General features: G+C 66.9%; 22 protein-coding genes, 1 pseudogene and 1 riboswitch. Of the genes and pseudogenes, 12 read left to right on the forward strand and 11 right to left on the reverse strand.

Going from position 1 to position 19,527, the window contains the following annotated elements:
• The first annotated feature begins 167 nt into the window (after positions 1–167).
• The 5 genes from ACP7AG_RS08235 (at position 168) to ACP7AG_RS08255 (ending at position 2,774) form a co-directional block, all read left to right on the forward strand.
• Positions 168–518, forward strand: coding sequence for an AtpZ/AtpI family protein (locus ACP7AG_RS08235; protein WP_426030479.1), 351 nt, complete (start codon positions 168–170; stop codon positions 516–518).
• Positions 519–532: 14 nt separating this feature from the next.
• Positions 533–1,306, forward strand: coding sequence for a F0F1 ATP synthase subunit A (locus ACP7AG_RS08240; protein ID WP_426009776.1), 774 nt, complete (start codon positions 533–535; stop codon positions 1,304–1,306).
• A 58-nt stretch (positions 1,307–1,364) separates the two neighbouring features.
• On the forward strand, positions 1,365–1,589 hold the full coding sequence (locus ACP7AG_RS08245; RefSeq protein ID WP_012288375.1) for a F0F1 ATP synthase subunit C: 225 nt from the start codon (positions 1,365–1,367) through the stop codon (positions 1,587–1,589).
• Between the two features lie 70 nt (positions 1,590–1,659).
• Positions 1,660–2,259 carry a hypothetical protein gene (locus ACP7AG_RS08250; RefSeq protein WP_426030480.1) on the forward strand — a complete coding sequence of 200 codons (600 nt, stop codon included), beginning with the start codon at positions 1,660–1,662 and terminating at the stop codon, positions 2,257–2,259.
• Positions 2,259–2,774 carry a F0F1 ATP synthase subunit B gene (locus tag ACP7AG_RS08255; RefSeq protein WP_426030481.1) on the forward strand — a complete coding sequence of 172 codons (516 nt, stop codon included), beginning with the start codon at positions 2,259–2,261 and terminating at the stop codon, positions 2,772–2,774. Before ACP7AG_RS08250 ends, ACP7AG_RS08255 begins: the two co-directional genes overlap by 1 nt.
• 213 nt (positions 2,775–2,987) lie before the next feature.
• Here the strand turns inward: ACP7AG_RS08255 and ACP7AG_RS08260 are convergent, their stop codons facing one another.
• The 6 genes from ACP7AG_RS08260 to gcvT all read right to left on the reverse strand — a co-directional run bounded on the left by ACP7AG_RS08260 (position 2,988) and on the right by gcvT (position 8,491).
• Positions 2,988–3,431: a hypothetical protein gene (locus ACP7AG_RS08260; RefSeq protein ID WP_426009782.1), complete on the reverse strand. Its 444-nt coding sequence runs from the start codon at positions 3,429–3,431 to the stop codon at positions 2,988–2,990.
• Positions 3,428–3,859, reverse strand: a complete 432-nt coding sequence (locus tag ACP7AG_RS08265) for a hypothetical protein (protein WP_426030483.1) — start codon at positions 3,857–3,859, stop codon at positions 3,428–3,430. The genes ACP7AG_RS08260 and ACP7AG_RS08265 overlap by 4 nt, the downstream gene beginning before the upstream one ends.
• Positions 3,860–3,992: 133 nt before the next feature.
• Entirely contained in the window at positions 3,993–5,570 is a 1,578-nt protein-coding gene (gcvPB, locus tag ACP7AG_RS08270) for an aminomethyl-transferring glycine dehydrogenase subunit GcvPB (RefSeq protein ID WP_426009784.1), read from the reverse strand.
• Positions 5,567–6,913 carry an aminomethyl-transferring glycine dehydrogenase subunit GcvPA gene (gene gcvPA, locus ACP7AG_RS08275; protein ID WP_426009786.1) on the reverse strand — a complete coding sequence of 449 codons (1,347 nt, stop codon included), beginning with the start codon at positions 6,911–6,913 and terminating at the stop codon, positions 5,567–5,569. Before gcvPA ends, gcvPB begins: the two co-directional genes overlap by 4 nt.
• Positions 6,914–6,997: 84 nt before the next feature.
• Entirely contained in the window at positions 6,998–7,363 is a 366-nt protein-coding gene (gene gcvH / locus ACP7AG_RS08280; RefSeq protein WP_426009788.1) for a glycine cleavage system protein GcvH, read from the reverse strand.
• 15 nt (positions 7,364–7,378) lie between these two features.
• Positions 7,379–8,491, reverse strand: coding sequence for a glycine cleavage system aminomethyltransferase GcvT (gene gcvT / locus ACP7AG_RS08285; RefSeq protein WP_426030484.1), 1,113 nt, complete (start codon positions 8,489–8,491; stop codon positions 7,379–7,381).
• Between the two features lie 169 nt (positions 8,492–8,660).
• Positions 8,661–8,752, reverse strand: a riboswitch (glycine riboswitch).
• A gap of 102 nt (positions 8,753–8,854) precedes the next feature.
• Between gcvT and ACP7AG_RS08290 the strand changes: the two are divergent.
• Positions 8,855–9,004: pseudogene (locus tag ACP7AG_RS08290) on the forward strand (ORF6N domain-containing protein); the annotation flags it as partial.
• Between the two features lie 3 nt (positions 9,005–9,007).
• Here the strand turns inward: ACP7AG_RS08290 and ACP7AG_RS08295 are convergent.
• Complete coding sequence (locus ACP7AG_RS08295) at positions 9,008–10,840, reverse strand: arginine--tRNA ligase (protein ID WP_426030485.1); 1,833 nt, start codon at positions 10,838–10,840, stop codon at positions 9,008–9,010.
• On the reverse strand, positions 10,837–11,550 hold the full coding sequence (locus tag ACP7AG_RS08300; protein ID WP_426030486.1) for a Tat pathway signal sequence domain protein: 714 nt from the start codon (positions 11,548–11,550) through the stop codon (positions 10,837–10,839). Before ACP7AG_RS08300 ends, ACP7AG_RS08295 begins: the two co-directional genes overlap by 4 nt.
• Before the next feature lie 138 nt (positions 11,551–11,688).
• Between ACP7AG_RS08300 and ispH the strand changes: the two genes are divergently transcribed.
• Positions 11,689–12,660, forward strand: a complete 972-nt coding sequence (gene ispH / locus ACP7AG_RS08305) for a 4-hydroxy-3-methylbut-2-enyl diphosphate reductase (protein WP_426009793.1) — start codon at positions 11,689–11,691, stop codon at positions 12,658–12,660.
• A 392-nt stretch (positions 12,661–13,052) separates the two neighbouring features.
• On the opposite strand, the gene ACP7AG_RS08310 is transcribed toward ispH, so the two are convergent.
• Positions 13,053–13,316, reverse strand: a complete 264-nt coding sequence (locus ACP7AG_RS08310; RefSeq protein ID WP_426009795.1) for a hypothetical protein — start codon at positions 13,314–13,316, stop codon at positions 13,053–13,055.
• 82 nt (positions 13,317–13,398) lie between these two features.
• On the opposite strand from ACP7AG_RS08310, the gene thrB reads away from it, so the two are divergent.
• Together thrB and rnhA are read left to right on the forward strand one after the other, a co-directional pair.
• Positions 13,399–14,361 (forward strand): homoserine kinase, encoded by a 963-nt coding sequence (thrB, locus tag ACP7AG_RS08315; protein ID WP_426030487.1) that lies wholly within the window; start codon positions 13,399–13,401, stop codon positions 14,359–14,361.
• The gene (gene rnhA, locus ACP7AG_RS08320; protein WP_426009797.1) at positions 14,358–14,813 is read left to right on the forward strand and encodes a ribonuclease HI; all 456 of its coding nucleotides are present in this window, start codon (positions 14,358–14,360) and stop codon (positions 14,811–14,813) included. Before thrB ends, rnhA begins: the two co-directional genes overlap by 4 nt.
• A gap of 128 nt (positions 14,814–14,941) precedes the next feature.
• Here the strand turns inward: rnhA and ACP7AG_RS08325 are convergent, their stop codons facing one another.
• Positions 14,942–15,364 (reverse strand): rhodanese-like domain-containing protein, encoded by a 423-nt coding sequence (locus tag ACP7AG_RS08325; RefSeq protein WP_426030488.1) that lies wholly within the window; start codon positions 15,362–15,364, stop codon positions 14,942–14,944.
• A gap of 86 nt (positions 15,365–15,450) precedes the next feature.
• Here ACP7AG_RS08325 and ftrA point away from each other — a divergent pair, with 86 nt between their 5' ends.
• The 3 genes from ftrA (at position 15,451) to ACP7AG_RS08340 (ending at position 18,870) form a co-directional block, all read left to right on the forward strand.
• Positions 15,451–16,428 carry a transcriptional regulator FtrA gene (ftrA, locus tag ACP7AG_RS08330; RefSeq protein WP_426030489.1) on the forward strand — a complete coding sequence of 326 codons (978 nt, stop codon included), beginning with the start codon at positions 15,451–15,453 and terminating at the stop codon, positions 16,426–16,428.
• A gap of 304 nt (positions 16,429–16,732) precedes the next feature.
• Positions 16,733–17,659: a VOC family protein gene (locus ACP7AG_RS08335; RefSeq protein WP_426030490.1), complete on the forward strand. Its 927-nt coding sequence runs from the start codon at positions 16,733–16,735 to the stop codon at positions 17,657–17,659.
• A gap of 32 nt (positions 17,660–17,691) precedes the next feature.
• Complete coding sequence (locus tag ACP7AG_RS08340; RefSeq protein ID WP_426030491.1) at positions 17,692–18,870, forward strand: Gfo/Idh/MocA family protein; 1,179 nt, start codon at positions 17,692–17,694, stop codon at positions 18,868–18,870.
• Here the strand turns inward: ACP7AG_RS08340 and ACP7AG_RS08345 are convergent.
• The gene (locus ACP7AG_RS08345) at positions 18,867–19,484 is read right to left on the reverse strand and encodes a TetR/AcrR family transcriptional regulator (protein WP_426009806.1); all 618 of its coding nucleotides are present in this window, start codon (positions 19,482–19,484) and stop codon (positions 18,867–18,869) included. The genes ACP7AG_RS08340 and ACP7AG_RS08345 overlap by 4 nt on opposite strands.
• Between the last annotated feature and the right edge of the window lie 43 nt (positions 19,485–19,527).

Genomic DNA, 19,527 nt, shown 5'->3' on the forward strand with positions numbered 1-19,527 from the left:
CGACTTGCCGCAGTCGGTGCGGATATCGCCAAAAGCCGTTATAAAACTGCCACTTGAAGGATATTCTCTCCAACTTGACGCACTGCGGTGCGATCTATAGGTTCCGCCGCGATCAAGCTGGGTCTGGGGGACGGCTCTCTCGGCCATCGCAGGACCCTACAACCCCAATGTCCAAGGTTGACGATCCGCGCGAAGAGGCGCTACGCCGCCTCGACGAGCGGGCAGAAGCGCTTAAGGCCAGCGCGGTCCGACCTGAATCGCACAGCGGCGAGATGGCCGCCTCGAGTCAGGCCTATAAGATCCTGGCTGAATTGCTGGGCGGTGTGCTCATCGGGCTGGCCCTGGGAGCGATCGTCGATCGGTTCGCCAAGACCGGACCCTGGGGTTTGATCGGCGGAGTCCTTCTGGGCTTTGCCTTGTCGTTGTTCATGGCGCGTCGCACGGCCAATCGGCTGATGGCGCTGGCTAGGGCGGAAGAGGCTGCGCGATCGCAAGCCTCCAAGCCCAGAGTAGACTAGGAGCGAAAGGCCCAATGGCCGATCCGTTGCATCAGTTCAAGATCGAGAAGATCGTCGATCTTCCGGACATCACCTTGCCGGTGGTGGGCCAGGTCGATCTCGCGATCACCAACTCGCACGTCGCCATGACCGTCGCCTTCGCGGCGATCGTCCTGTTCCTGACCGCAGTGACCTCCAACGCGCAAGTCGTGCCGGGCCGTCTTCAGACGGTCGGCGAGGGCGTGTTCGGCCTGATCGACAACCTGACGGACTCGATCATCGGCCACGAGGGCCGCAAGCTGTTCCCGTTCGTGTTCACGGTCTTCACTTTGATCCTGGGCATGAACTTCCTGGGTCTGATGCTGGCCTTCACCGCCACCTCGCAGATCGCGGTCACCGCGACCTTTGGCGTGCTGACCATCGGCCTGGTGCTGATCATCGGTTTCGCCAAGCACGGCCTGGGCTTCTTTAAGCTGTTCGTGCCGTCGGGCGTGCCGTGGGTGCTGCTACCGGTGATCATCCTGATCGAGTTCGCCTCGTTCCTGCTGCGTCCCGTCACCCTCACCCTGCGTCTGTTTGGCAACATGATGGGCGGCCACGTGGCGCTCAAGGTGTTCGCTGGCTTCGTGGCGGCGGCCGTGATCGGCAAGATCGGCCTGCTCGGCCTTCTCGTCGGCCCCCTCTCGATCGGCATGGTCACGGCCCTGACCGCTCTGGAATTCCTGGTGGCCTTCCTCCAGGCCTTCGTCTTCGCCGTTCTGACCTGCATCTATCTCAATGATGTGGTCAATCTGGGTCATGGCCACTAAGGGTCGGACCAAGCTCTTCATCACCACCCAACCTCTTACCAACTAGGACAAGACAACAATGGACGCAGCAGCCGCCAAGCTCATCGGTGCCGGCCTCGCCACCCTCGGAATGATCGGCGCCGGCATCGGCGTGGGCAACATCTTCGGCAGCTTCCTGACGGGCGCCCTGCGCAATCCGTCGGCCGCCGCCAGCCAGATCGGCAACCTGTTCGTGGGCGCCGCCTTGGCCGAAGCCCTGGGCATCCTGGCCTTCGTGCTGGGCATCCTGATCTACTCGGCCTAACGCCGGACCTGATTGACGGCGGCGCCGCTCCCGGCGCCCCCGCGACCCCTCTACCGGACGATTTTAGGTAATGGCTGATCCCACACAGTCCGCTCCGGCGGTCTCGACCCACGGCGCCGGGGCCTCCCCCGCGCCGGGCGCAACCCATGAAGCGGCGGGCGCCGAGCACGGCTCGGGCGGTCTGCCGCAATTCGAGTTCCAGCATTGGGGCGGGCAGATCGCCTACTTGCTGGTGCTGTTCGCCATTCTCTATGTGCTGATCGCCCGCGTCTTCACGCCCCGCATGCGGCGCGTGATCGACGAGCGGGCCAGCACGATCGCCGGAGCGCTCGAGGCCGCGCGTCAGGTTCAGGCCGAGGCCCTGGAGCAATCCAGAGCCGCAGCCGCCGATCTGGCCGAAGCTCGCGCCCGCTCGCAAGCCCTGGCCTTCGACGCCCGGGCCAAGGCCGCCGCCGAGGCCGCCGAACGCTCGGCTATCGAAGAAGCAAAGCTGGCCGCGCAACTGGCTGAAGCCGAAACCCGGATCGCCGGCATGCGCGACTCGGCCATGGCCCAGATCGGCGCCGTGGCCAACGACACGGCCATGGCCATCATCCAGAAGCTGACCGGCAAGTCCGCCTCGGACGCCGACCTGAAGGCCGCCTCGGCCGCGCGCGGAGGAGCCGCCTGATGCCCGCGTTTTTCGAAGGCGAATTCTGGCAGATCGCCAATCCCGAATTCTGGGTGGGGGTCGGCCTGATCCTGTTCCTGGCGATCGTCATCTGGGCCAAGGCTCCGGGCATGATCGCCGGCAAGCTGGACGAAACCGCCAACAAGATTCAATCCGACCTCGACGAGGCCGCTCGCATCCGCACCGAAGCCGAAGCGATGCTGGCGACCATCCGCGCCGAACGCGAAGAGTCCGAGCGCCAGGCCGTCGCCATGCTGACGGCCGCCAAGGCCGACGTCGAGCAGATGGCCATCGAAGCCAAGGCCAAGCTCGAGGAACAGATCAAGCGCCGAGCCGAAATGGCCGAACGCAAGATCGCCCAGGCCGAGACCCAGGCCCAGTCCGAGGTCAAGGCCGCCGCCGTCGACCTCGCCGCCCAGATCGCCGAACAGGTCCTGGTCGCCCGCCTGGCGGCGGGAACCTCGGATAACCTGGTCGACGCGGCCATCGGCCAGATCGGCACGAAGCTGCAATAGCGGCTTCAGGTTCGCGAAATCATCGAGGGCGCGCTCCGCAAGGGGCGCGCCCTTTTTGTATTGTCCTCCCCCTATGGACGAGGCGATCGCGCAGCGATCGGTGGGGGGAGTTTTTGGGTCGTCGATCAGGGCTGTGATTGGCTGCCCGATCACTCCCCCTCCGTCGGCGTCGCCGACACCTCCCCCACAGGGGGAGGAGTTCGGGTCCCGACGCTAGACCGGCTGCTTCTTCAGCCACCGGCGCTTGATGTGCTTGCGCCCACGCTTCAGCACCCGCCAGGACGCCTTGCGCAGGAACAGCTTCTCGGACCGCAACAACTGCTGCCAGGCGACCAGCATGATCTCCGGCTCACGGCGCATCAGCCGGCGGATCGGGAAGATCAGCTTCGGGTGCCGGCGTTGCCAGCGCAGGAAGCGGCGCTTGGCCTGGAACGAGTTACGCAGCACGATCATCAGGCCGACGACCAGCAGTGGCAGGCCCAGGTGGCCCGGTAGTGGCGTCAGGATCACCCCGGCCAACAGCACGAGCACGCCAAAGGCCAGCGCCGCCCAGCGGGCGACGCGCCCCGCGGTTTCACGCAGGACAAGGGCCAGACGGCGACGGCGGCGATAGAGCCTCGAAGGCAACCTGGCGAGCGTTTCGGCGGCGCCGCTCACGGCCGCCGCTTGTGCGCGAGGTGCGCGGAAGACCGGCGCTTGAGCGACCGGCGCCAGCGCTTGGCCACGCGCCAGCGATGCGGCACGATCAGGCGCTCCATACGCAGCACCTGCTGCCACGCCACCGGCAGCACCTCGGGCTCGCGGCGCAGCAGACGGCGCAGCGGGAACAGCAGCTTGGGATGGGCATGCTGGAAGCGCACGAACTGCTTGCGCGCCCGGAACGAGTTGCGCAGCACCAGCATCAGCCCGCCGACCGTCAACGGCACGCCCAGCGGACCGGGCAGAGGCGCGATCAGAAAGCCCGCCACCACCAGGATCAAGCCCAGCGTCACCAAGACCACGCGCGAAATCCGCCCGAGAAGCTCGCGGGCGAGTTCGTCGGCGGCGGAGAAACGCACGGAAGGCATGGCGAGGACGAGGTTCATGACGGGAAGAAACGGGTTCCGTGGTCCGCTTGATCCCGGCGACAGGCCGGCCTCTCGGCTCACATGACCCGATATGAGATTGGGGCGCCTCTCCGTAAAGGCGTCCCGTTGTCGCTTAACCCGACTGTGGCCTCTATTCCGCAGCCAGTGGCGCGGCGGCCACAGGTTTCCACCTCAAGCGTGGCTTTCGGGCCGCTAGAGTCTCGTCCAGGCGCTTGAGCGGCGCGTGATAGGGCGCGCCCTTGAAGCGCTCCACGTCGCCCCCCTTCGCAGCCCCCGCGAGCGCGCGGAGGGCGTAGATGAAGCGGTCGAGCTCCTGTTTGCTCTCGGTCTCGGTCGGCTCGATCAGCATGGCGCCGTGAACTACCAGCGGGAAGTACATGGTCATCGGGTGGAAGCCCTCGTCGATCATCGCCTTGGCGAAGTCGAGGGTGGTGACGCCGGTGCCGTCCAGCCAGGTGTCGTCGAACAGGGCCTCATGCATGCAGGGGCCATTCGGGAAGGCCGGGCTCATCAGGTCGCTGAGGCGGGCCTTGATGTAGTTGGCGTTCAGCACCGCGTCCTCGGCCACCTGCCGTAGGCCGTCGGCCCCGTGGCTGAGCATGTAGGCATAGGCCCGCACGAACATGCCCATCTGGCCATGGAAGGCGCTCATCCGCCCAAAGGCCTGGGCGGCGGGGCCCCTCGCCTCCTCGACAAGCGTGAAGCGGTGTTCGTGATTGACGATCCACGGGGTGGGGGCGAACGGCGCCAGGGCGGCGCTCAGCACCACCGGACCCGCGCCCGGACCGCCGCCACCGTGCGGAGTGGAGAAGGTCTTGTGCAGGTTGATGTGCATGGCGTCGACGCCCAGGTCGCCCGGGCGGACCCGGCCGACGATGGCGTTGAAATTGGCCCCGTCACAGTAGAAATAGGCCCCGGCCGCATGGGTCAGCCGAGCGATCTCGACCACGTCGCGCTCGAACAGGCCGCAGGTGTTGGGGTTGGTGACCATGATGGCGGCCACGTGATCGCCGAGCTTGGACTCCAGGTCGGCCAGATCGACTCGTCCGTCGTCGGTCTGGGCGATCTCGACCACGGTGTAGCCAACAAAAGCCGCCGTGGCCGGGTTGGTGCCGTGGGCGCTGGTCGGGGCTAGCACGGTCTTGCGGTGGCCCTGGCCATTGGCCTCGTGGGCCGCGCGGATGGCCAGCATGCCGCACATCTCGCCATGGGCGCCGGCCTTGGGGCTCAGCGCCACCGCCGGCATCCCCGTCAGCGTCTTCAGCCAGTGGGCCAGGCGGTCCATCAGTTCCAGCGCGCCCTGCACCGTCGACTGCGGCTGCAACGGATGGATGTCGGAGAAGCCCGGCAGGCGGGCCATCTTCTCGTTGAGGCGAGGATTGTGCTTCATCGTGCACGAGCCCAGCGGATACAGCGCCAGGTCGATGGCGTGGTTCTTCTGGGACAGGCGCACATAGTGGCGGACGGCCTCGGGCTCGGACAGGCCCGGCAGGCCGATCGGCGCGGTGCGGAGCAGGTCGCCAAGGTCGTCGGCCGGGGGAGCATCCGGCAGATCGACGCCGGTCTTGTCCCAAGCGTTCAGTTCGAAGATCAGGGCCTCGTCCTGAAGGAGCCCGCGAGCGCCGGTCAGGGTGGGGTGAAGATAATCGTTCACGGCGTCAGGCGAGGCTTCGGGACGGGTCGGCCGTCCAACGTTGTTCATGCTCATTGGGCCAGCACCTTGGTCAGGGCCTTGGAGAAGAGAAGGATATCGCTATCGGGCGTTGTCTCGGTGATGGCGACCAGCAGGACGTCGTCGAGGCCGGCGGCCGGGTCGAGGCGCGAGAAGGGCACGCCGGCGATGACGCCGTTGGCGGCCAGGGTCTCGACCACTTCGGCGGCGTTGCGGGACAGCTTCACCGCGAACTCGTTGAAGAACCGGGGGGTCAGGATCTCGACGCCCGGCACGGCCGCCAGGGCGTCGCGCAGAGCCACGGCCTTCTGGTGGTTGATCAGGGCCAGCCGGCGCAGGCCCGTCTCGCCCAGCAAGCTCATATGGATGCTGAAGGCCAGGGCGCAGAGGCCGCTGTTGGTGCAGATGTTGGAGGTGGCCTTGTCGCGGCGGATGTGCTGCTCGCGGGTCGACAGGGTGAGGACGAAGCCGCGACGGCCGTCGGCGTCGACGGTCTCGCCGCACAGCCGGCCGGGGGCCTGGCGGACGTATTTTTCCTTGCAGGCGAACAGGCCGACATAGGGGCCGCCGAAGTTCAGGCCGTTGCCGATCGACTGGCCCTCGGCGACCACGATGTCGGCGCCCATCTCGCCGGGCGACTTCAGCAGGCCAAAGGACACGGCCTCCGTGGTCACCACGATCAGCAGGGCCCCGGCCGCCTGGGCGGCGGCGGCGATCTTGGTCACGTCGGTGGCGGTGCCGAACACATTGGGGGTCTGGACGACGACGCAGGCGGTGTCGGCGTCGATAGCCGCCACCACCGCGTCCTCGGCGTCGATCGCGGCGGCCAGGCGGTCGGTGGCGACGCCGGCGGCGTGGGCCAGGGTCTCGACCGTGCCGACATAGTGCGGGTGCAGGCCGCCCGACAGCACGGCCTTGCCCCGGCGGGTGACACGGGTGGCCATCATCACCGCCTCGGCGGCGGCGGTGGAGCCGTCATAGAGCGAGGCGTTGGCCACTTCCATGCCCGTCAGGGCGGCGACCTGGGTCTGGAACTCGAACAGCACCTGCAGCGTGCCCTGAGCGATCTCGGGCTGGTAGGGCGTGTAGCTGGTGAGGAACTCCGACCGTTGGATGATGTGGTCCACCGTGGCCGGCACATGGTGGCGATAAGCCCCCGCCCCCACGAAGAACGGCCCCTCGGAGGCCGAGCGATTGCGGCGCGACAGGGCCAGCATCTCGCGCTCGACCTCCAGCTCGCCGGCGTGGAATGGCAGGTCCACCGGCGTCTTGCGATAGGCGACGGCGGGCACATCGACGAACAGCTCGTCGATGGTCTCCGCGCCGATGACGCCGAGCATGTCGGCGCGATCTTGAGGGGTCAGGGGGAGGTAGCGCATTGAGAGTTCCTTCTCCCTTCCCCCTTGAAGGAGGAAGGGTCGGGGATGGGGGTGCTTGCGGCGGCGGGGTCACCCCCACCGATCTTAGAGGGTCGAGAGGAACGCTTCGTAGGCCACGCGGTCCATCAGGGCGTCGACCTCAGACGGATTGCTTAGCTTGATCTTGGCGAACCAGCCGCCGGCTTCGGGCACGGCGTTGACGGTCTCGGGGGCGTCCGACAGCTGGCCGTTGGCCTCGACCACCTCGCCCGACACCGGGGCGTAGACGTCGGAGGCGGCCTTGACGCTTTCGACCACCGCCAGGCCTTCGCCCTGTTTGACGACTTTGCCGACTTCGGGCGTCTCGACGAACACCACGTCGCCCAGTTGCTCAGCGGCGTAGCCGGAGATGCCGACGGTGGCGACGTCGCCCTCGACTTCAACCCACTCGTGATCCTTGGTGAACTTCATGGTCTGGGACCTTTTCTAAATCTTGCGCACGTAGCGGGTCGGGACGAACGGCGAGGCCACAACCTCGACCGCCTGCGGCTTGCCGCGAACGATGACTTTCAGCTTGGTCCCGATCGCTGACAGGGCGGGGGGCGCGAAGCCAATGGCGATGGCGCCGCCGTAGCTGGGACCAAAGCCGCCGCTGGTGACCACGCCGACCACGGCGCCGGTCTCGTCGGCGATCTGCGCGCCTTCACGGGCCGGCGCGCCTTCCAGCACTTTCAGATTGACCCGGACGCGCTTGAGGTCACCCGCCAGTTCCTTGGCGATGCGCTCTGCGCCCAGATAGTCGCCGGCCTCGCGGCGGCTCTTGCCCACGGCAAACGGCATGCCCGCCTCGATCGGCGAGATCGTCTCGTCCATGTCATGGCCATAGAGCGGCAGGCCGGCCTCCAGGCGCAGGCTGTCGCGGGCGCCCAGGCCGATGGCCTTGACGCGTTCGTCTTCCAACAGCGTGTTCCAGATGCGCGCGGCTTCGATCGCGGGGACCGAGATTTCGTAGCCGTCCTCGCCGGTATAACCCGAGCGGGAGATGATCGCGTCGATCCCGAAGGCGGTCAGGGCGGCGGTGTCCATGAACACCATGCCGGCGGCTTGCGGCACGTGGGCGGCCAGCACCGCGGCGGCCTTTGGGCCTTGCAAGGCCAACAAGGCGCGGTCTTCCAGGCGCTCGACGGTCGCCTCGCCTTCCAGCGCCTTGGCGATGATGGCGTAGTCATTGTCCTTGCAGGCGCCGTTGACGACGATGAACAGGCCGTCGTCGTCGGGCCGCGCCGTCATCAGATCGTCGATCACCCCGCCCTCGGCATTGAGCAGTACGGCATAGCGCTGCTTGCCGGGCTTGAGGCCCTGGTAGTCGGCCGAAACCAGCTTTTCGAAGCTCTTGGCCGGGTTGTCGCCGCGCAGCCGGGCCTGGCCCATGTGCGAGACGTCGAACAATCCTGCGTGCTCGCGGGTCCAAAGATGCTCCTTCAGCACCCCGTCTTTGTACTGCACAGGCATGTGGTAGCCGGCGAACGGAACCATGCGGGCGCCGGCGGCGACGTGCGCATCGTAGAGCGGGGTCTTCTTGAGATCTGGGTCGGACACGCGGGGGCTCCAAACGGGGACAGCGCTGCAAGCCCGGCTTTCACCAGACGATAAGCGCCCCCGCTGTCCCTTTGACCTGAGAGATTCCGGATCCAGCCCTCAAGTTGGGAAGGGGGACCCTTGCTCCTTCGGCGGGCAACGCTTTCGCGCCGCCTCTTTCCAGCGTTCCTAAACCCGCGCGGTCCGTTTGCCTGAGCGTTTCCGGGGCGGTTGCGCCTTCGGCCTCGGGACCAGAATCCCGACGTCTCCCGCGAGGGTCGCACCGTGTTTGAGCGAGGGGGCGAGCGGAGTCAACGGGCGAAGAAAAGAGCCGGCAAGAAAGCTCTCATAGATTGCATTTTTGCCATCTTGTCTTCAAACTTGGAGACCGCCCAGAAGCGCACCGAGAACCAGCATCGTCAGCTGGCCCTGCTGGCCAAGCAGCTTCGGTTGGTGCTGGTCGCCCAGCAATACCTAGAGACCGGCGGGGTAGAAGGCCTGCTAGGGACGCTCAAGGATCTTGAGCGTCCCTAGCGCCTACATCCGCTCCGGTGCTTCGATGCCCAGCAGGTCCAGCGCCAGCTCCAGTTGCTTCAGCGTGGTCTCGGCCAAGGCCAGGCGCGAGGCCCGGATCGCCGGCTCGTCGGCGCCGAGGATCGGGCAGGCGGCGTAGAACTTCGAGAAGGTCTGGGCCAGCTTGTAGGCGTGCTCGGCCACGAAGTTGGGAGCCTTCTTGTCGTAGGCTTCGCCCAGCGCGCCCTCGAAGCCGTCCAGCAGCAGGGTCAGGTCACGCTCGGCCGGCTCGGCCACGGTGATCGGACCAGACGCGACGTTCTGCTCGGCCGCCTTGCGCAAAATGCTCTTGATCCGCACCGACTGGTACAGCAGGTACGGCCCCGTCTTGCCCTCGAAGCTGGTGAAGCGGTCGAGGTCGAAGACGTAGGAGGTGCCGCGGAAGTTCTGCAGGTCGGCGAACTTCAGGGCCGCGATTCCCACCTTGTGGGCGGTTTCCTCGAAGGCCTCTTCCGACAGCTCGGCGCCGAGGCCGGCCTCCCGCAGGCGCTCGCGGGCCTTCTCGCGGGCCATCTCGATCAGGTCGTGCAGCTTCAGAACGCCGCCTGCCCGGGTCTTGAACGGCTTGCCATCGGCCCCGTTCATGGTGCCAAAGCCGATGTGCTCCAGCCCGCCCGGCTCGGCGTAGCCGGCCAGGTACGAGGCGCGAAACACCTGCTCGAAGTGGTCGGCCTGGCGCTGGTCGACGCAGTAGAGGATCAGGTGTGGGTCGAACGATTTGCGGCGGTCCAGGATGGTGGCCAGGTCGGTCGTGCCGTACATGGCCGAGCCTTCGGACGACACCACCAGCAGCGGCGGCAGCTCGCGTTTGTCGCCCTCTTGGGCCACTCGGATGATGCGGGCTCCTTGGTCATCGACCAGCAGGCCCTTGGCCTCCAGCTGGCTGACCATCGGGGCGATCAGGTCCTGAACGTCGCTCTCGCCCTTCCAAAGGTCGAAGTCGACGCCCAGGGCATGGAACTCGCGCTCCAAGGCCACGCGGCTGACGCGGACGAAATGCTGCCACAGCAGACGATAGCCGAAACGGCCAACCTGCAGCTCGGCGGTGGCCTTGCGGGCCCGGGCGAGGAAGTCTGCGTCGAAGGCGGGATTTGGCTTGCCGTCCTTCTCGGCCTTGGCGCGGTTGGCGGCTACCGGATAAATTCGGTCCAGATCGGCCAGCGAAACGCGCGAGGCGAACTCGGCCATCAGCTTGGCTTCGTCGGCCGGCGAGAAGCCGCGCGGCGCCTCGACCAGACGTTCGAGCAGGGCGCCGATGAAGGCGTCCTCTTCCCTCAGGGCGCTGATCAGCAGGCCCATCTGGAAGCCCCAGTCGCCGAAGTGGGCGTCGCCCACCACGTCGTCGCCGCGGAAGCGGTACAGGCGCTTGACCGACTCGCCGATGATCGAGGCGCGCAGGTGGCCCACATGCATCGGCTTGGCGACATTGGGGCCGGCATAGTCGATCAGCACGCGGCGCGGGCTGGCCACGGGCTCGGCCCCGGCGCGCGGATCGGCGGCGATCTCGTTGGCGCGGGTCGCCAGGGCGGCGGCGCTGACCCGCATGTTGATGAAGCCGACGCCCGCGATCTCGACGGAGGCCAGCCGCGGGTCGGCCTTGAGGATATCGACCACCTGGACGGCGATCTCGCGGGGATTGCGCTTAGCGCTTTTCGCCGCCGCGAGAGCGCCATTGCACTGGAAATCGGCCAGGTCGGGGCGATCGGACGCGGTGACGCGACCGAAGTCGGGGGACAGCCCGGCGGCCTGGAAGGCGGCCGCGGCCGCCTCGCTCAGGGACCGCTTCAAATCACTCATGGCTTGGCGACGTTTCCGGGCTGGGTCAGGGCTTGCTGGGTCTGGCCGGCATTGACGCGGAAGCGCTTGCCGTCACGGTTGAAGGCGGCCATTTCGGGGGTCACGTCGAAGCCGATCAGCACTTCAAAATTGCCGCCGCTGACCTTTTCGTCGGCGCGCGGAATGGTGATGGTCTTCAGGGTCTCGCTGGCATAGACGCGATCCTGGCCCTGCGGGAAGGTTACCGGCAGGTCGAAATATTCCTTGGCCAGGACGTCCTTGTTGCGCTCGGTCACCGCCACCCAATAGCGATAGGTCTTGTGGGTGTCCGTCGCCTGCGGGCCGCGCCCCAGCTCGAACAGGATTTCGACCTGCATCTTGATGGGGTCATTGCTCTTGTAGGCGCAGCCCGAGGACAGGCCCTGGATCTCGCCCGTATAGGAGCTTTGGGCCGCCGATTCCTTGGCGTCCTTGAACTCGACATAGCGGCTGGCGTCGTACAGCACCTTCACATAGGGGCACGGGCCGGCGTTACGCAGCTGGGCGAGCGGCGCCTTGGGCTGGTTCCACTCGTCGTCACGCTTCTTCTTCTTGCCGGCCTGTTCTTCGTCACCGGACCCGCCGTCGGCGTTGCGACCGCCGCCACGTTGCTGCGCGTGGACGCTCGTCGCGGTGGCGGCGATCGAGAGGGCCATCAAGGCGCTGAGGGCGACGGAGAGCGTGGGGCGCATGAAACGTCCGGTTCGAGATGAAGAGCCTGTTCGGGAATTCCCCGTCGGCGTCATGGAGCCTGATAAAGGCATATGCGTGACGTCGCAATGCGCCGGCGACGCTGGCGCGCGCGACGTGGAACCCTTAGGTTCGCGGCCATGAACGCCCATTCGCCCATTCCGCCCCTCGGCCGCCGCTCGCTCAGCGTTGTTCTGGCCAGTCCGCGCGGCTTCTGCGCGGGGGTTGATCGGGCGATCCAGATCGTCGAGCGGACGATCGAGAAGTTCGGCGCGCCGGTCTATGTGCGCCACGAGATCGTCCACAACCGTCACGTCGTCGACCGACTGAAAGCCCTGGGCGCGGTGTTCGTCGAGGAGCTGGACGAGGTTCCCGAGGACCGCCCGGTGGTGTTCTCGGCCCACGGCGTGCCCAAGACCGTGCCGGCCGCGGCCAAGGCGCGCGAGATGGTCTATCTGGACGCCACCTGCCCGCTGGTCTCCAAGGTCCATGTCGAGGCCCAGAAGCATTTCGACGCTGGGCGCGAGATCGTGCTGATTGGCCACGCAGGTCACCCCGAGGTCGTTGGCACCATGGGCCAACTTCCGGAGGGTACGGTCACCCTGATCGAGGATATCGACGGCGCCCGCAGTTGGATCCCAAAGAACGCCGGCAACGTGGCCTTCCTGACCCAGACCACCCTGTCGGTCGATGACACCGCCGAGATGGTCAATCTGCTGAAAGAACGCTTCCCCGGCATCGCCGCGCCGCACAAGGAAGACATCTGCTACGCCACCACCAACCGCCAGGAGGCGGTGAAGATGCTGGCCGAGGTCTCCGAGCTGATCCTGGTCGTCGGCTCAAAGAACTCTTCCAACTCGGTGCGGCTGATGGAGGTCGGCAAGCGGGCCGGCGCCCGCGACGCCCGGCTGCTCGATGACGCGCGCGGCATCGACTGGAGCTGGTTCGAGGGCGTGGAGCGGGTCGGCGTCACCGCTGGCGCCTCGGCTCCGGAAGACCTGGTGCAAGGCGTTCTCGACGCCATCGCCACGCGCTATGACGTGACGATCGAGGAACTGATCGAGGCCCGCGAGACGGTGATCTTCAAGCTGCCGAGGCTGCTGACGAGCTAGGCCGCTGGCGACGTTCGATCTGCGCGAAAGAATGACCCATGAACCATGAGTCCCTCACTCGCAAATCCCTGATGGTCTTGTTGGCGCCAGCGGTTTTGATCGCCTGTGGCGGGTGGTAGGAGGCCTGACGTTCGCCTCGCTCCTGTTTCGGGCCGAGCGACCCTTTGCCATCGCTATGTGGGTGGCGACTATTTCATTCCCAGTCTGGCTTCTTGCCCTGCTGGCTTTACGTCGGGGTTCTAGAAAGCTCTATCTATTGGCTATGACCTCCGGGCTGTTTGCAGCGGGTTGGGTAGTGATCAACATCTTCTGGCCGCCATCGCCCGCAGGAGGACCCTGGGACTGGTAAAGCTAAGGCCTGATCCACGTGTTCCATGGTTAGCCGCCCAACATCAGGCTGGCCAAGATGGCTTAGCCAGAGCGCTGAACGTTTCATCGTACTCATCCATGATCTCGCCGCCCAACTCGATCTGGCGGGTGATTTCCAAATCGGCTGCGCCGTCCTGCTTCGCAGGCGCTTCGAAAGTCGTCTGGTAGCGGCTTATAGAGGCTTCTCCGCGCGCGAACCGTTCATCGGCAAGCGCCCCGGGCGTCCGCCCGAACTGATCTTGATCCTTCGAGACCACCGGCTCATCGCCGTCTGGTTCACCAGTCATCGATCGTCTCCTTCCACCGCCATCCTAGCACAATTCCCATGCCCCTCTTGACCGCCAGCGCCCGCTCCCCCATCCCCGCGCCATGGCCGTCTACACCGACATTACCGACGACGAACTCGCCGTCTTCCTGGGCGACTACGACCTGGGGCAGGCCGTGGCGTTCAAGGGCATCGCCGAGGGGGTGGAAAATTCCAACTTCCTGCTTGAGACCACGACCGGCCGGTTCATTCTCACGGTCTATGAGCGGCGGGCCAAGCCTGAGGACCTGCCCTACTTCCTCGACCTGCTGACCTGGCTGGCCGAGCATGGCTATCCCAGCGCCAAGCCGATCGCCGACCGCGCGGGCGCGACCCTGAAGTCCATCCGCGGCAAGCCCGCCGCCCTGGTCGAGTTCCTGCCGGGCCTGTCGGCCCGCCGCCCGACCATCGCCCACTGCCGCGAGGCCGGCGAGGGCCTGGCCTGGCTGCATCTGGCCGGCGAGGGCTATCCGGCCCGCCGCGCCAATGACCTGGGCCAGCCCCACTGGGGGCCATTGTTCGCCAAACACCGCCAGGACGCCGAGGGCCTGAAGCCGGGCCTGGCCAAGACCATCGACCAGGATTTGGCTCAGCTGGCCTTGGCCTGGCCTCACGGCCTGCCGTCAGGGGTGATCCATGCCGACTATTTCCCCGACAACGTGTTCTTCAAACCCGACGGCAAGTTCGCCGCCGCCATCGACTTCTATTTCGCCTGCGACGACGCTTTCGCCTATGACGTGGCGGTGACGCTCAACGCCTGGTGTTTCGAGGCCGACGGCAGCTTCAACATCACCGCCGCCCGCGCCCTGATCGCCGGCTATGAGCGCCGGCGTCCGCTGAGCCCGGCCGAGCGCGAGGCGATCCCGATCCTGGCGCGCGGCGCGGCCATGCGTTTCTTCCTGACCCGCTTGGCCGACTGGGGCGCGACCCCGGCCGGGGCGCTGGTCAAGCCGAAGGACCCGCTGGAATACGAGCGCAAGCTGGCGGTTCACCGCGAGGGACTCAGCCTGTTCGGAGCCGGCGCATGACGCCCAAGCTGATCATCTATACCGACGGCGCCTGTCGCGGGAATCCCGGCCCGGGCGGCTGGGGTGCCTTGCTCATGTACGGCGACAAGAAAAAAGAGCTGTGCGGCGGCGACCTGGCGACCACCAACAACCGCATGGAGCTGATGGGCGCGATCCAGGCCCTGGAGGCGCTCAACAAGCCCACCAAGGCCGAGCTGCATACCGATAGCCAGTATGTGATGAAGGGCGTCACCCAGTGGATCCACGGCTGGAAGGCCAAGGGCTGGAAGACCGCCGACAAGAGCCCGGTCAAGAACGTCGATCTGTGGCAACGCCTCGACGCCGCCCGGGCCCGTCACGACGTTGACTGGCGTTGGGTCAAGGGCCATGCCGGCCACGTCCACAACGAGCGCGCTGACGTGCTGGCGCGTCTCGGAATGCTGAAGACCCTGGGCGAGCAAAGCGTCCGTTAGGCCATAACGCTTCACGACCCAACTTCCATCACCGCCAAGCTGCTGGCCCTGCCGACCTTGATGGTCGCCGTGGCGCTGACCAGCCTCCCGACTCCCAGACCGGCGCCTGGCCGGACGGCCCAAAGCCATCAGGCCGGGACGAACGCGCCCGGCTCAGGGCCTGTCGCGAAAGCCAAGCCTTCATCCTCCCAACCGGTCACCCCGCCGATCATCAGCTTCACCGGACGGCCCAGGGCGGCCAGCTTCAGCGCCGCGCGGTCAGCGCCGTTGCAATGGGGGCCGGCGCAATAGACCACGAACAGGGTGTCGGCTGGCCAGGCCGCAATTCGCTCGGCGCTGATCTCGCCGTGGCGCAGATGCAGGGCGCCGGGCACATGACGAAGGGCATAGGCCTGCGGCGTTCCGACCACGTGCAGCAGGACGAAGTCCACCTCTCTAGCCTTCATCGAAGCGTCGACATCGGCGCAGTCGGTTTCCAGGGCCAGGCGGCGGGCAAAGTGGGTCACGGCCTCTTGCGACGGCGCGGCGGGGATGTCGGACACAAAGCTCATGGCGGCCTCCTCTGTTGGCGACAGGAGACTTGCCTCTCCAGGGCGCGGGGCGTTAGATGTCATGATTGCCATAGTCCGTAAAAATCATGCCAAAATCGTTGCAGAGACTCGGACCCGCCAATCGTCGGGTCGTCGCCTTGGCCTATGACGGCCTGTGCACCTTCGAGTTCGGGGTGACGGTCGAGCTGTTTGGCCTGCCCCGGCCGGAGATGGGGCCGGACTGGTACCAGTTCGCGACCGCCGCCATCGAGGGCGGTCCCCTGCGAGGTCTGGGTGGGGTGCAGGTGGTCGCCGATGGCGGACTGGAGTTGGTCGAGCAGGCCGGCACGATCATCGCCCCTGGCTGGCGCGGGGCTGACGCACCGGTCCCACAGGATCTTATCGATGCGCTGCAGGTCGCCCATCGGCGAGGCGCGCGGGTGATGTCGATCTGCTCGGGTGTCTTCGTGCTGGCGGCGGCGGGATTGCTGGCCGGCAAGCGGGCCACTACCCACTGGCGCTATGTGGATCGGCTGCGGACCCTCTATCCCGACATCGATGTGCAGCCCGACGTGCTCTATGTCGACGCTGGCGACGTGTTGACCTCGGCTGGCAGCGCCGCCGGCCTGGATCTCGGCCTGCACCTGATCCGCCGAGACCATGGTCCCGAGGCGGCCAACACCGTGGCGCGGCGGCTGGTCGTGCCGCCCCACCGTGATGGCGGCCAGGCACAGTTCATCCAGCGACCGGTGCCGATCGTCCACGAGGGCGCGCGCCTGGGTCCCGCCCTGGAGCGGATGCGCGCCGACCTGGCTGGCGAGCACACGGTCAAGGCCCTGTACGACGCGGCCGGCATGAGCCCTCGCACCTTTCTGCGTCGCTTCGAGGCCGCCACCGGCACGACCCCAGCCCGCTGGTTGCTGGCCGAGCGCCTGGCTCGGGCGCGCGACCTGCTTGAGACCAGCCCGGCCGGCGTCGAACAGATCGCCCAGTCCGTGGGCTTCGGCGCGGCGGCCTTGCGCCACCACTTTCGCAAGTCCTTGGCGACCACGCCCCAGGCCTATCGTGCGCGGTTCGCCGGATAACACCACCGTCGCGGGACACACGGTCGCACGTCTGTAACGATCTCGCCGCGAAATGACCTTGGTCACGCCGTTGCAAAGCCCCGTTCGCCCCCCAATTTATATTCCGACGCGGACAACCCGGCCCCCCCCCCCGCCGGCCCCAGCGTCCAGTAAAGCAGCGTCCGCGCCTCTCCCCCAGGCGCGGGCGCTGTTCGCGTTCCGGGACTCTGCCCGCGCGACGAACATTGTTCTGGTAACGCTAACAGTCCTCGCTATCCTGCCACCCTACAACTCGCCGATCGAGAGCGGGGTAGGGAGCGACGCGATGAAACGGGCAATGGCTTTCGCCTTGATGATGCTGGCCGGCTGCGGCCACGCCCACGCCGCAGCCCCCGCGCGCCCGCCGATCGTCTCGGTGTCGCACCTGGCGGTCTACGCGGCCGACCCGGCCAAGAGCGAGGCGTTCTACGTCCACGACCTTGGCGGCGTGAAAGGGCCCAACCCGGAGAACCCGAACGGCGCGCGCTACTATTTCAGCCCGATGCAATTCATCGAGGTGCTGCCCCTGCCACCGGGCGCGCCCTCGACCAACCGGTTGGACCACGCCGCCTTCAACACGCCCGACGCCGAGGCCTTGCGAACCTATCTGGCGTCACGCGGCGTGGCCGTTCCCGCGCGCGTCGAAACAGGCAATGACGGCGGTCGGTGGTTCGACATCGTCGACCCCGAAGGCGTGAAGCTTCAGTTCACCCAGCCTCCGGCTACGCCGCCCGCCATACTGGTCAATCCGCTGTCCAGCCGGATCATCCATGTGGGCTTCATCATCCACGACCGCGCGCGCCAGGACGCCTTCTACCGCCAGATCCTGGGATTCCGGCCCTACTGGTTCGGCGGTATGACGGACGATGCGCAGAGCTGGGTCTCGCTGCAGGTCCCGGATGGTACGGACTGGCTGGAATACATGATCGTCAGCCCGCCCGAGGGCCGGGGCGCTCCGCCCGGCATGAGCCAGGCCACCCAGGGCGTGCTCGACCACTTCTCGTTGGGCGTGGAGGACACGCGCCTGGCCTACACCCTGTTGTGGAACGGCGATCGGCTGGCGGGCCAGGACGGTCTGCCCAAGATTGGCCGCGACGCCAAGTGGCAGCTGAACCTGCTCGACCCGGACGGCACGCGCGCCGAGTTGATGGAATTCCACGCTGTGGGCAAGCCTTGCTGCTCGCCGTTCACGGCGACCGATCCGCAATATTAGCCGACCCCGTTTTGAAGCCCGAGGAGACCCCGATGTCGAACCGTATTTCCAGGCGCGGCCTGATCGGCGTGGTCGGCGCCTCGACGGCGCTGGCGGCCGCGAAAGCCCCCGCGATCGCGACGCCTGACGCCGACAAGGTCGGCTTCGCCGTTGTCGGTCTGGGCAAGCTGTCCCTGGGCCAGATCATTCCGGGCCTCAAGGTCGCGAAGGGCGCCAAGCTCGCGGCCGTGGTCAGCGGTCATCCCGACAAGGCCCGGCGCGTCGCCGCCGAGAACGGTCTGCCGGCCGACGCCGTCTATGGCTATGACGACTACGACCGCATGGCCAAGGATCCGCGCATCCAGGTCGTCTACATCGTTCTGCCCAATGCCCTGCACGCCGACCACACGATCCGCGCCTTCAAGGCCGGCAAGCACGTGCTCTGCGAAAAGCCGATGGCCACCAGCGTCGGCGACGCCGAGGCGATGATCGCCGCCGCCAAGGCCGCCAAGCGCCGGCTGATGATCGCCTATCGATGCCACTATGAGCCGCTGAACCTGGACATCATGCGCCGCCTGCGCGACGGGTCGCTGGGCAAGACCCGGCTGGTGAACACCACCATGGGCCGGCAGGCCGACCTGGCCGAGCCGTCCGACGCGTGGCGGCTGGACGGGCTGATGTCCGGCGGCGGGGCCTTGGCCGACATGGGGATCTATGGCGTCAACGCCGCGCGCTATCTACTGAACGAAGAGCCGGTGTCGGTCCGCGCCTGGGCCCAGACCGACAGGACCGATCCGCGCTTCAAGACGACCGAGGACCTGATCGACTGGCAGTTCCGCTTCCCTTCAGGGGTGATCGCCAACGGCTCGACCTCGTTCAACTACGCCCCGACCATGGGCTATGAAGTGATCTGCGAACGCGGTCGCCTGGTAGCCGATCCGGCCGCCTTCTACGGCGGCAATCGCCTGACCGTCGTACAGGGCGGCCAGGCCCAGCCGCCGCTGAGCCTGCCGCCGAACGACCAATTCGCGCGCGAGATGGACTGGATGGCCGATGTCGTGCGCGGCAAGGCGCCCATGGTCTCGCCGGGCGAGGAAGGGCTGCAGGACATGAAGCTGATGAAGGCGATCCTGGACTCCGTCGCCCGGGACGGGGCGACGATCGCGACGGACTGGGGCTACCGGCGGGCCTATGATCCGGCGGTGGTGGTCGACTTGCCGCGAAGCGCCTAAAAAATGCCGCGCAGCAACCGCCACCAGCTCTCGGCCATGACGTCGAGCAGCGGGTCGAGCGGGGCCGAGGCGCGCTGCACGACCATCACGTAGGACAACCGTTCCAGCTGGACCATCTGCATCAGCAGTCGCATCCGCGCCGCCGGGCGTTCGAGGTCGGAGAACCGCGCCAGATAATTCGGCATGCTGTCGATGAACAGGTTGATGAAACGCAGATAGTCATCGGCCAGGTCGGGATCGGCGACATTGGCCTCAGTGGCGACGGCCAGCAGGTTGCGGCGCTCCTCGGTCTGATCGGTCATGCCGGCCGCCAGCCAAGCGCGGACCTGCGAGACACTGGGATCGACCAGGGCGTCGAGGGCCGCGAAGGTGACCTGGATGTTGGGCGCCAGACGCTCGCCGATGGCGTTGGCGACGTCCTCCTTGCTGCGGAAATGCAGATAGAAGGTGGCGCGATTGGCGCCGGCCGCCACGGCGATCTGCTCAATGGTCACGGCTCGGAAGCCACGCTGCCCGAACAGGGCGACGGCGGCGTCGACTAGCCGCTCGCGAGTCAGCAGGCGTTGGGCTTCGCGCAGACCGCCGCCCATCCGCTCCGTCGCCGTTCGCGCCAAATCGGTTCTCCGCTGTTTGCTCCAACAGATGTGCCACGCCCTC

It is taken from the genome of Caulobacter sp. DWP3-1-3b2 (assembly GCF_049896325.1).
In the GTDB taxonomy this organism is placed as follows: Bacteria; Pseudomonadota; Alphaproteobacteria; order Caulobacterales; family Caulobacteraceae; genus Caulobacter.

Bases quoted from the DNA above. Each gene is read 5' to 3' on its own strand.
- ACP7AG_RS08255 (WP_426030481.1), top strand. From the start codon at position 2,259: ATGCCCGCGTTTTTCGAAGGCGAATTCTGGCAGATCGCCAATCCCGAA.
- ACP7AG_RS08295 (WP_426030485.1), bottom strand. From the start codon at position 10,840: ATGAGTGATTTGAAGCGGTCCCTGAGCGAGGCGGCCGCGGCCGCCTTC.
- thrB (WP_426030487.1), top strand. From the start codon at position 13,399: ATGGCCGTCTACACCGACATTACCGACGACGAACTCGCCGTCTTCCTG.
- ACP7AG_RS08335 (WP_426030490.1), top strand. From the start codon at position 16,733: ATGAAACGGGCAATGGCTTTCGCCTTGATGATGCTGGCCGGCTGCGGC.
- ACP7AG_RS08325 (WP_426030488.1), bottom strand. From the start codon at position 15,364: ATGAGCTTTGTGTCCGACATCCCCGCCGCGCCGTCGCAAGAGGCCGTG.
- ftrA (WP_426030489.1), top strand. From the start codon at position 15,451: ATGCCAAAATCGTTGCAGAGACTCGGACCCGCCAATCGTCGGGTCGTC.
- gcvH (WP_426009788.1), bottom strand. From the start codon at position 7,363: ATGAAGTTCACCAAGGATCACGAGTGGGTTGAAGTCGAGGGCGACGTC.
- ACP7AG_RS08310 (WP_426009795.1), bottom strand. From the start codon at position 13,316: ATGACTGGTGAACCAGACGGCGATGAGCCGGTGGTCTCGAAGGATCAA.
- gcvPA (WP_426009786.1), bottom strand. From the start codon at position 6,913: ATGCGCTACCTCCCCCTGACCCCTCAAGATCGCGCCGACATGCTCGGC.
- ACP7AG_RS08300 (WP_426030486.1), bottom strand. From the start codon at position 11,550: ATGCGCCCCACGCTCTCCGTCGCCCTCAGCGCCTTGATGGCCCTCTCG.
- gcvPB (WP_426009784.1), bottom strand. From the start codon at position 5,570: ATGAGCATGAACAACGTTGGACGGCCGACCCGTCCCGAAGCCTCGCCT.
- ACP7AG_RS08235 (WP_426030479.1), top strand. From the start codon at position 168: ATGTCCAAGGTTGACGATCCGCGCGAAGAGGCGCTACGCCGCCTCGAC.
- rnhA (WP_426009797.1), top strand. From the start codon at position 14,358: ATGACGCCCAAGCTGATCATCTATACCGACGGCGCCTGTCGCGGGAAT.
- ACP7AG_RS08340 (WP_426030491.1), top strand. From the start codon at position 17,692: ATGTCGAACCGTATTTCCAGGCGCGGCCTGATCGGCGTGGTCGGCGCC.
- ACP7AG_RS08240 (WP_426009776.1), top strand. From the start codon at position 533: ATGGCCGATCCGTTGCATCAGTTCAAGATCGAGAAGATCGTCGATCTT.
- ispH (WP_426009793.1), top strand. From the start codon at position 11,689: ATGAACGCCCATTCGCCCATTCCGCCCCTCGGCCGCCGCTCGCTCAGC.
- ACP7AG_RS08250 (WP_426030480.1), top strand. From the start codon at position 1,660: ATGGCTGATCCCACACAGTCCGCTCCGGCGGTCTCGACCCACGGCGCC.
- ACP7AG_RS08245 (WP_012288375.1), top strand. From the start codon at position 1,365: ATGGACGCAGCAGCCGCCAAGCTCATCGGTGCCGGCCTCGCCACCCTC.
- ACP7AG_RS08265 (WP_426030483.1), bottom strand. From the start codon at position 3,859: ATGAACCTCGTCCTCGCCATGCCTTCCGTGCGTTTCTCCGCCGCCGAC.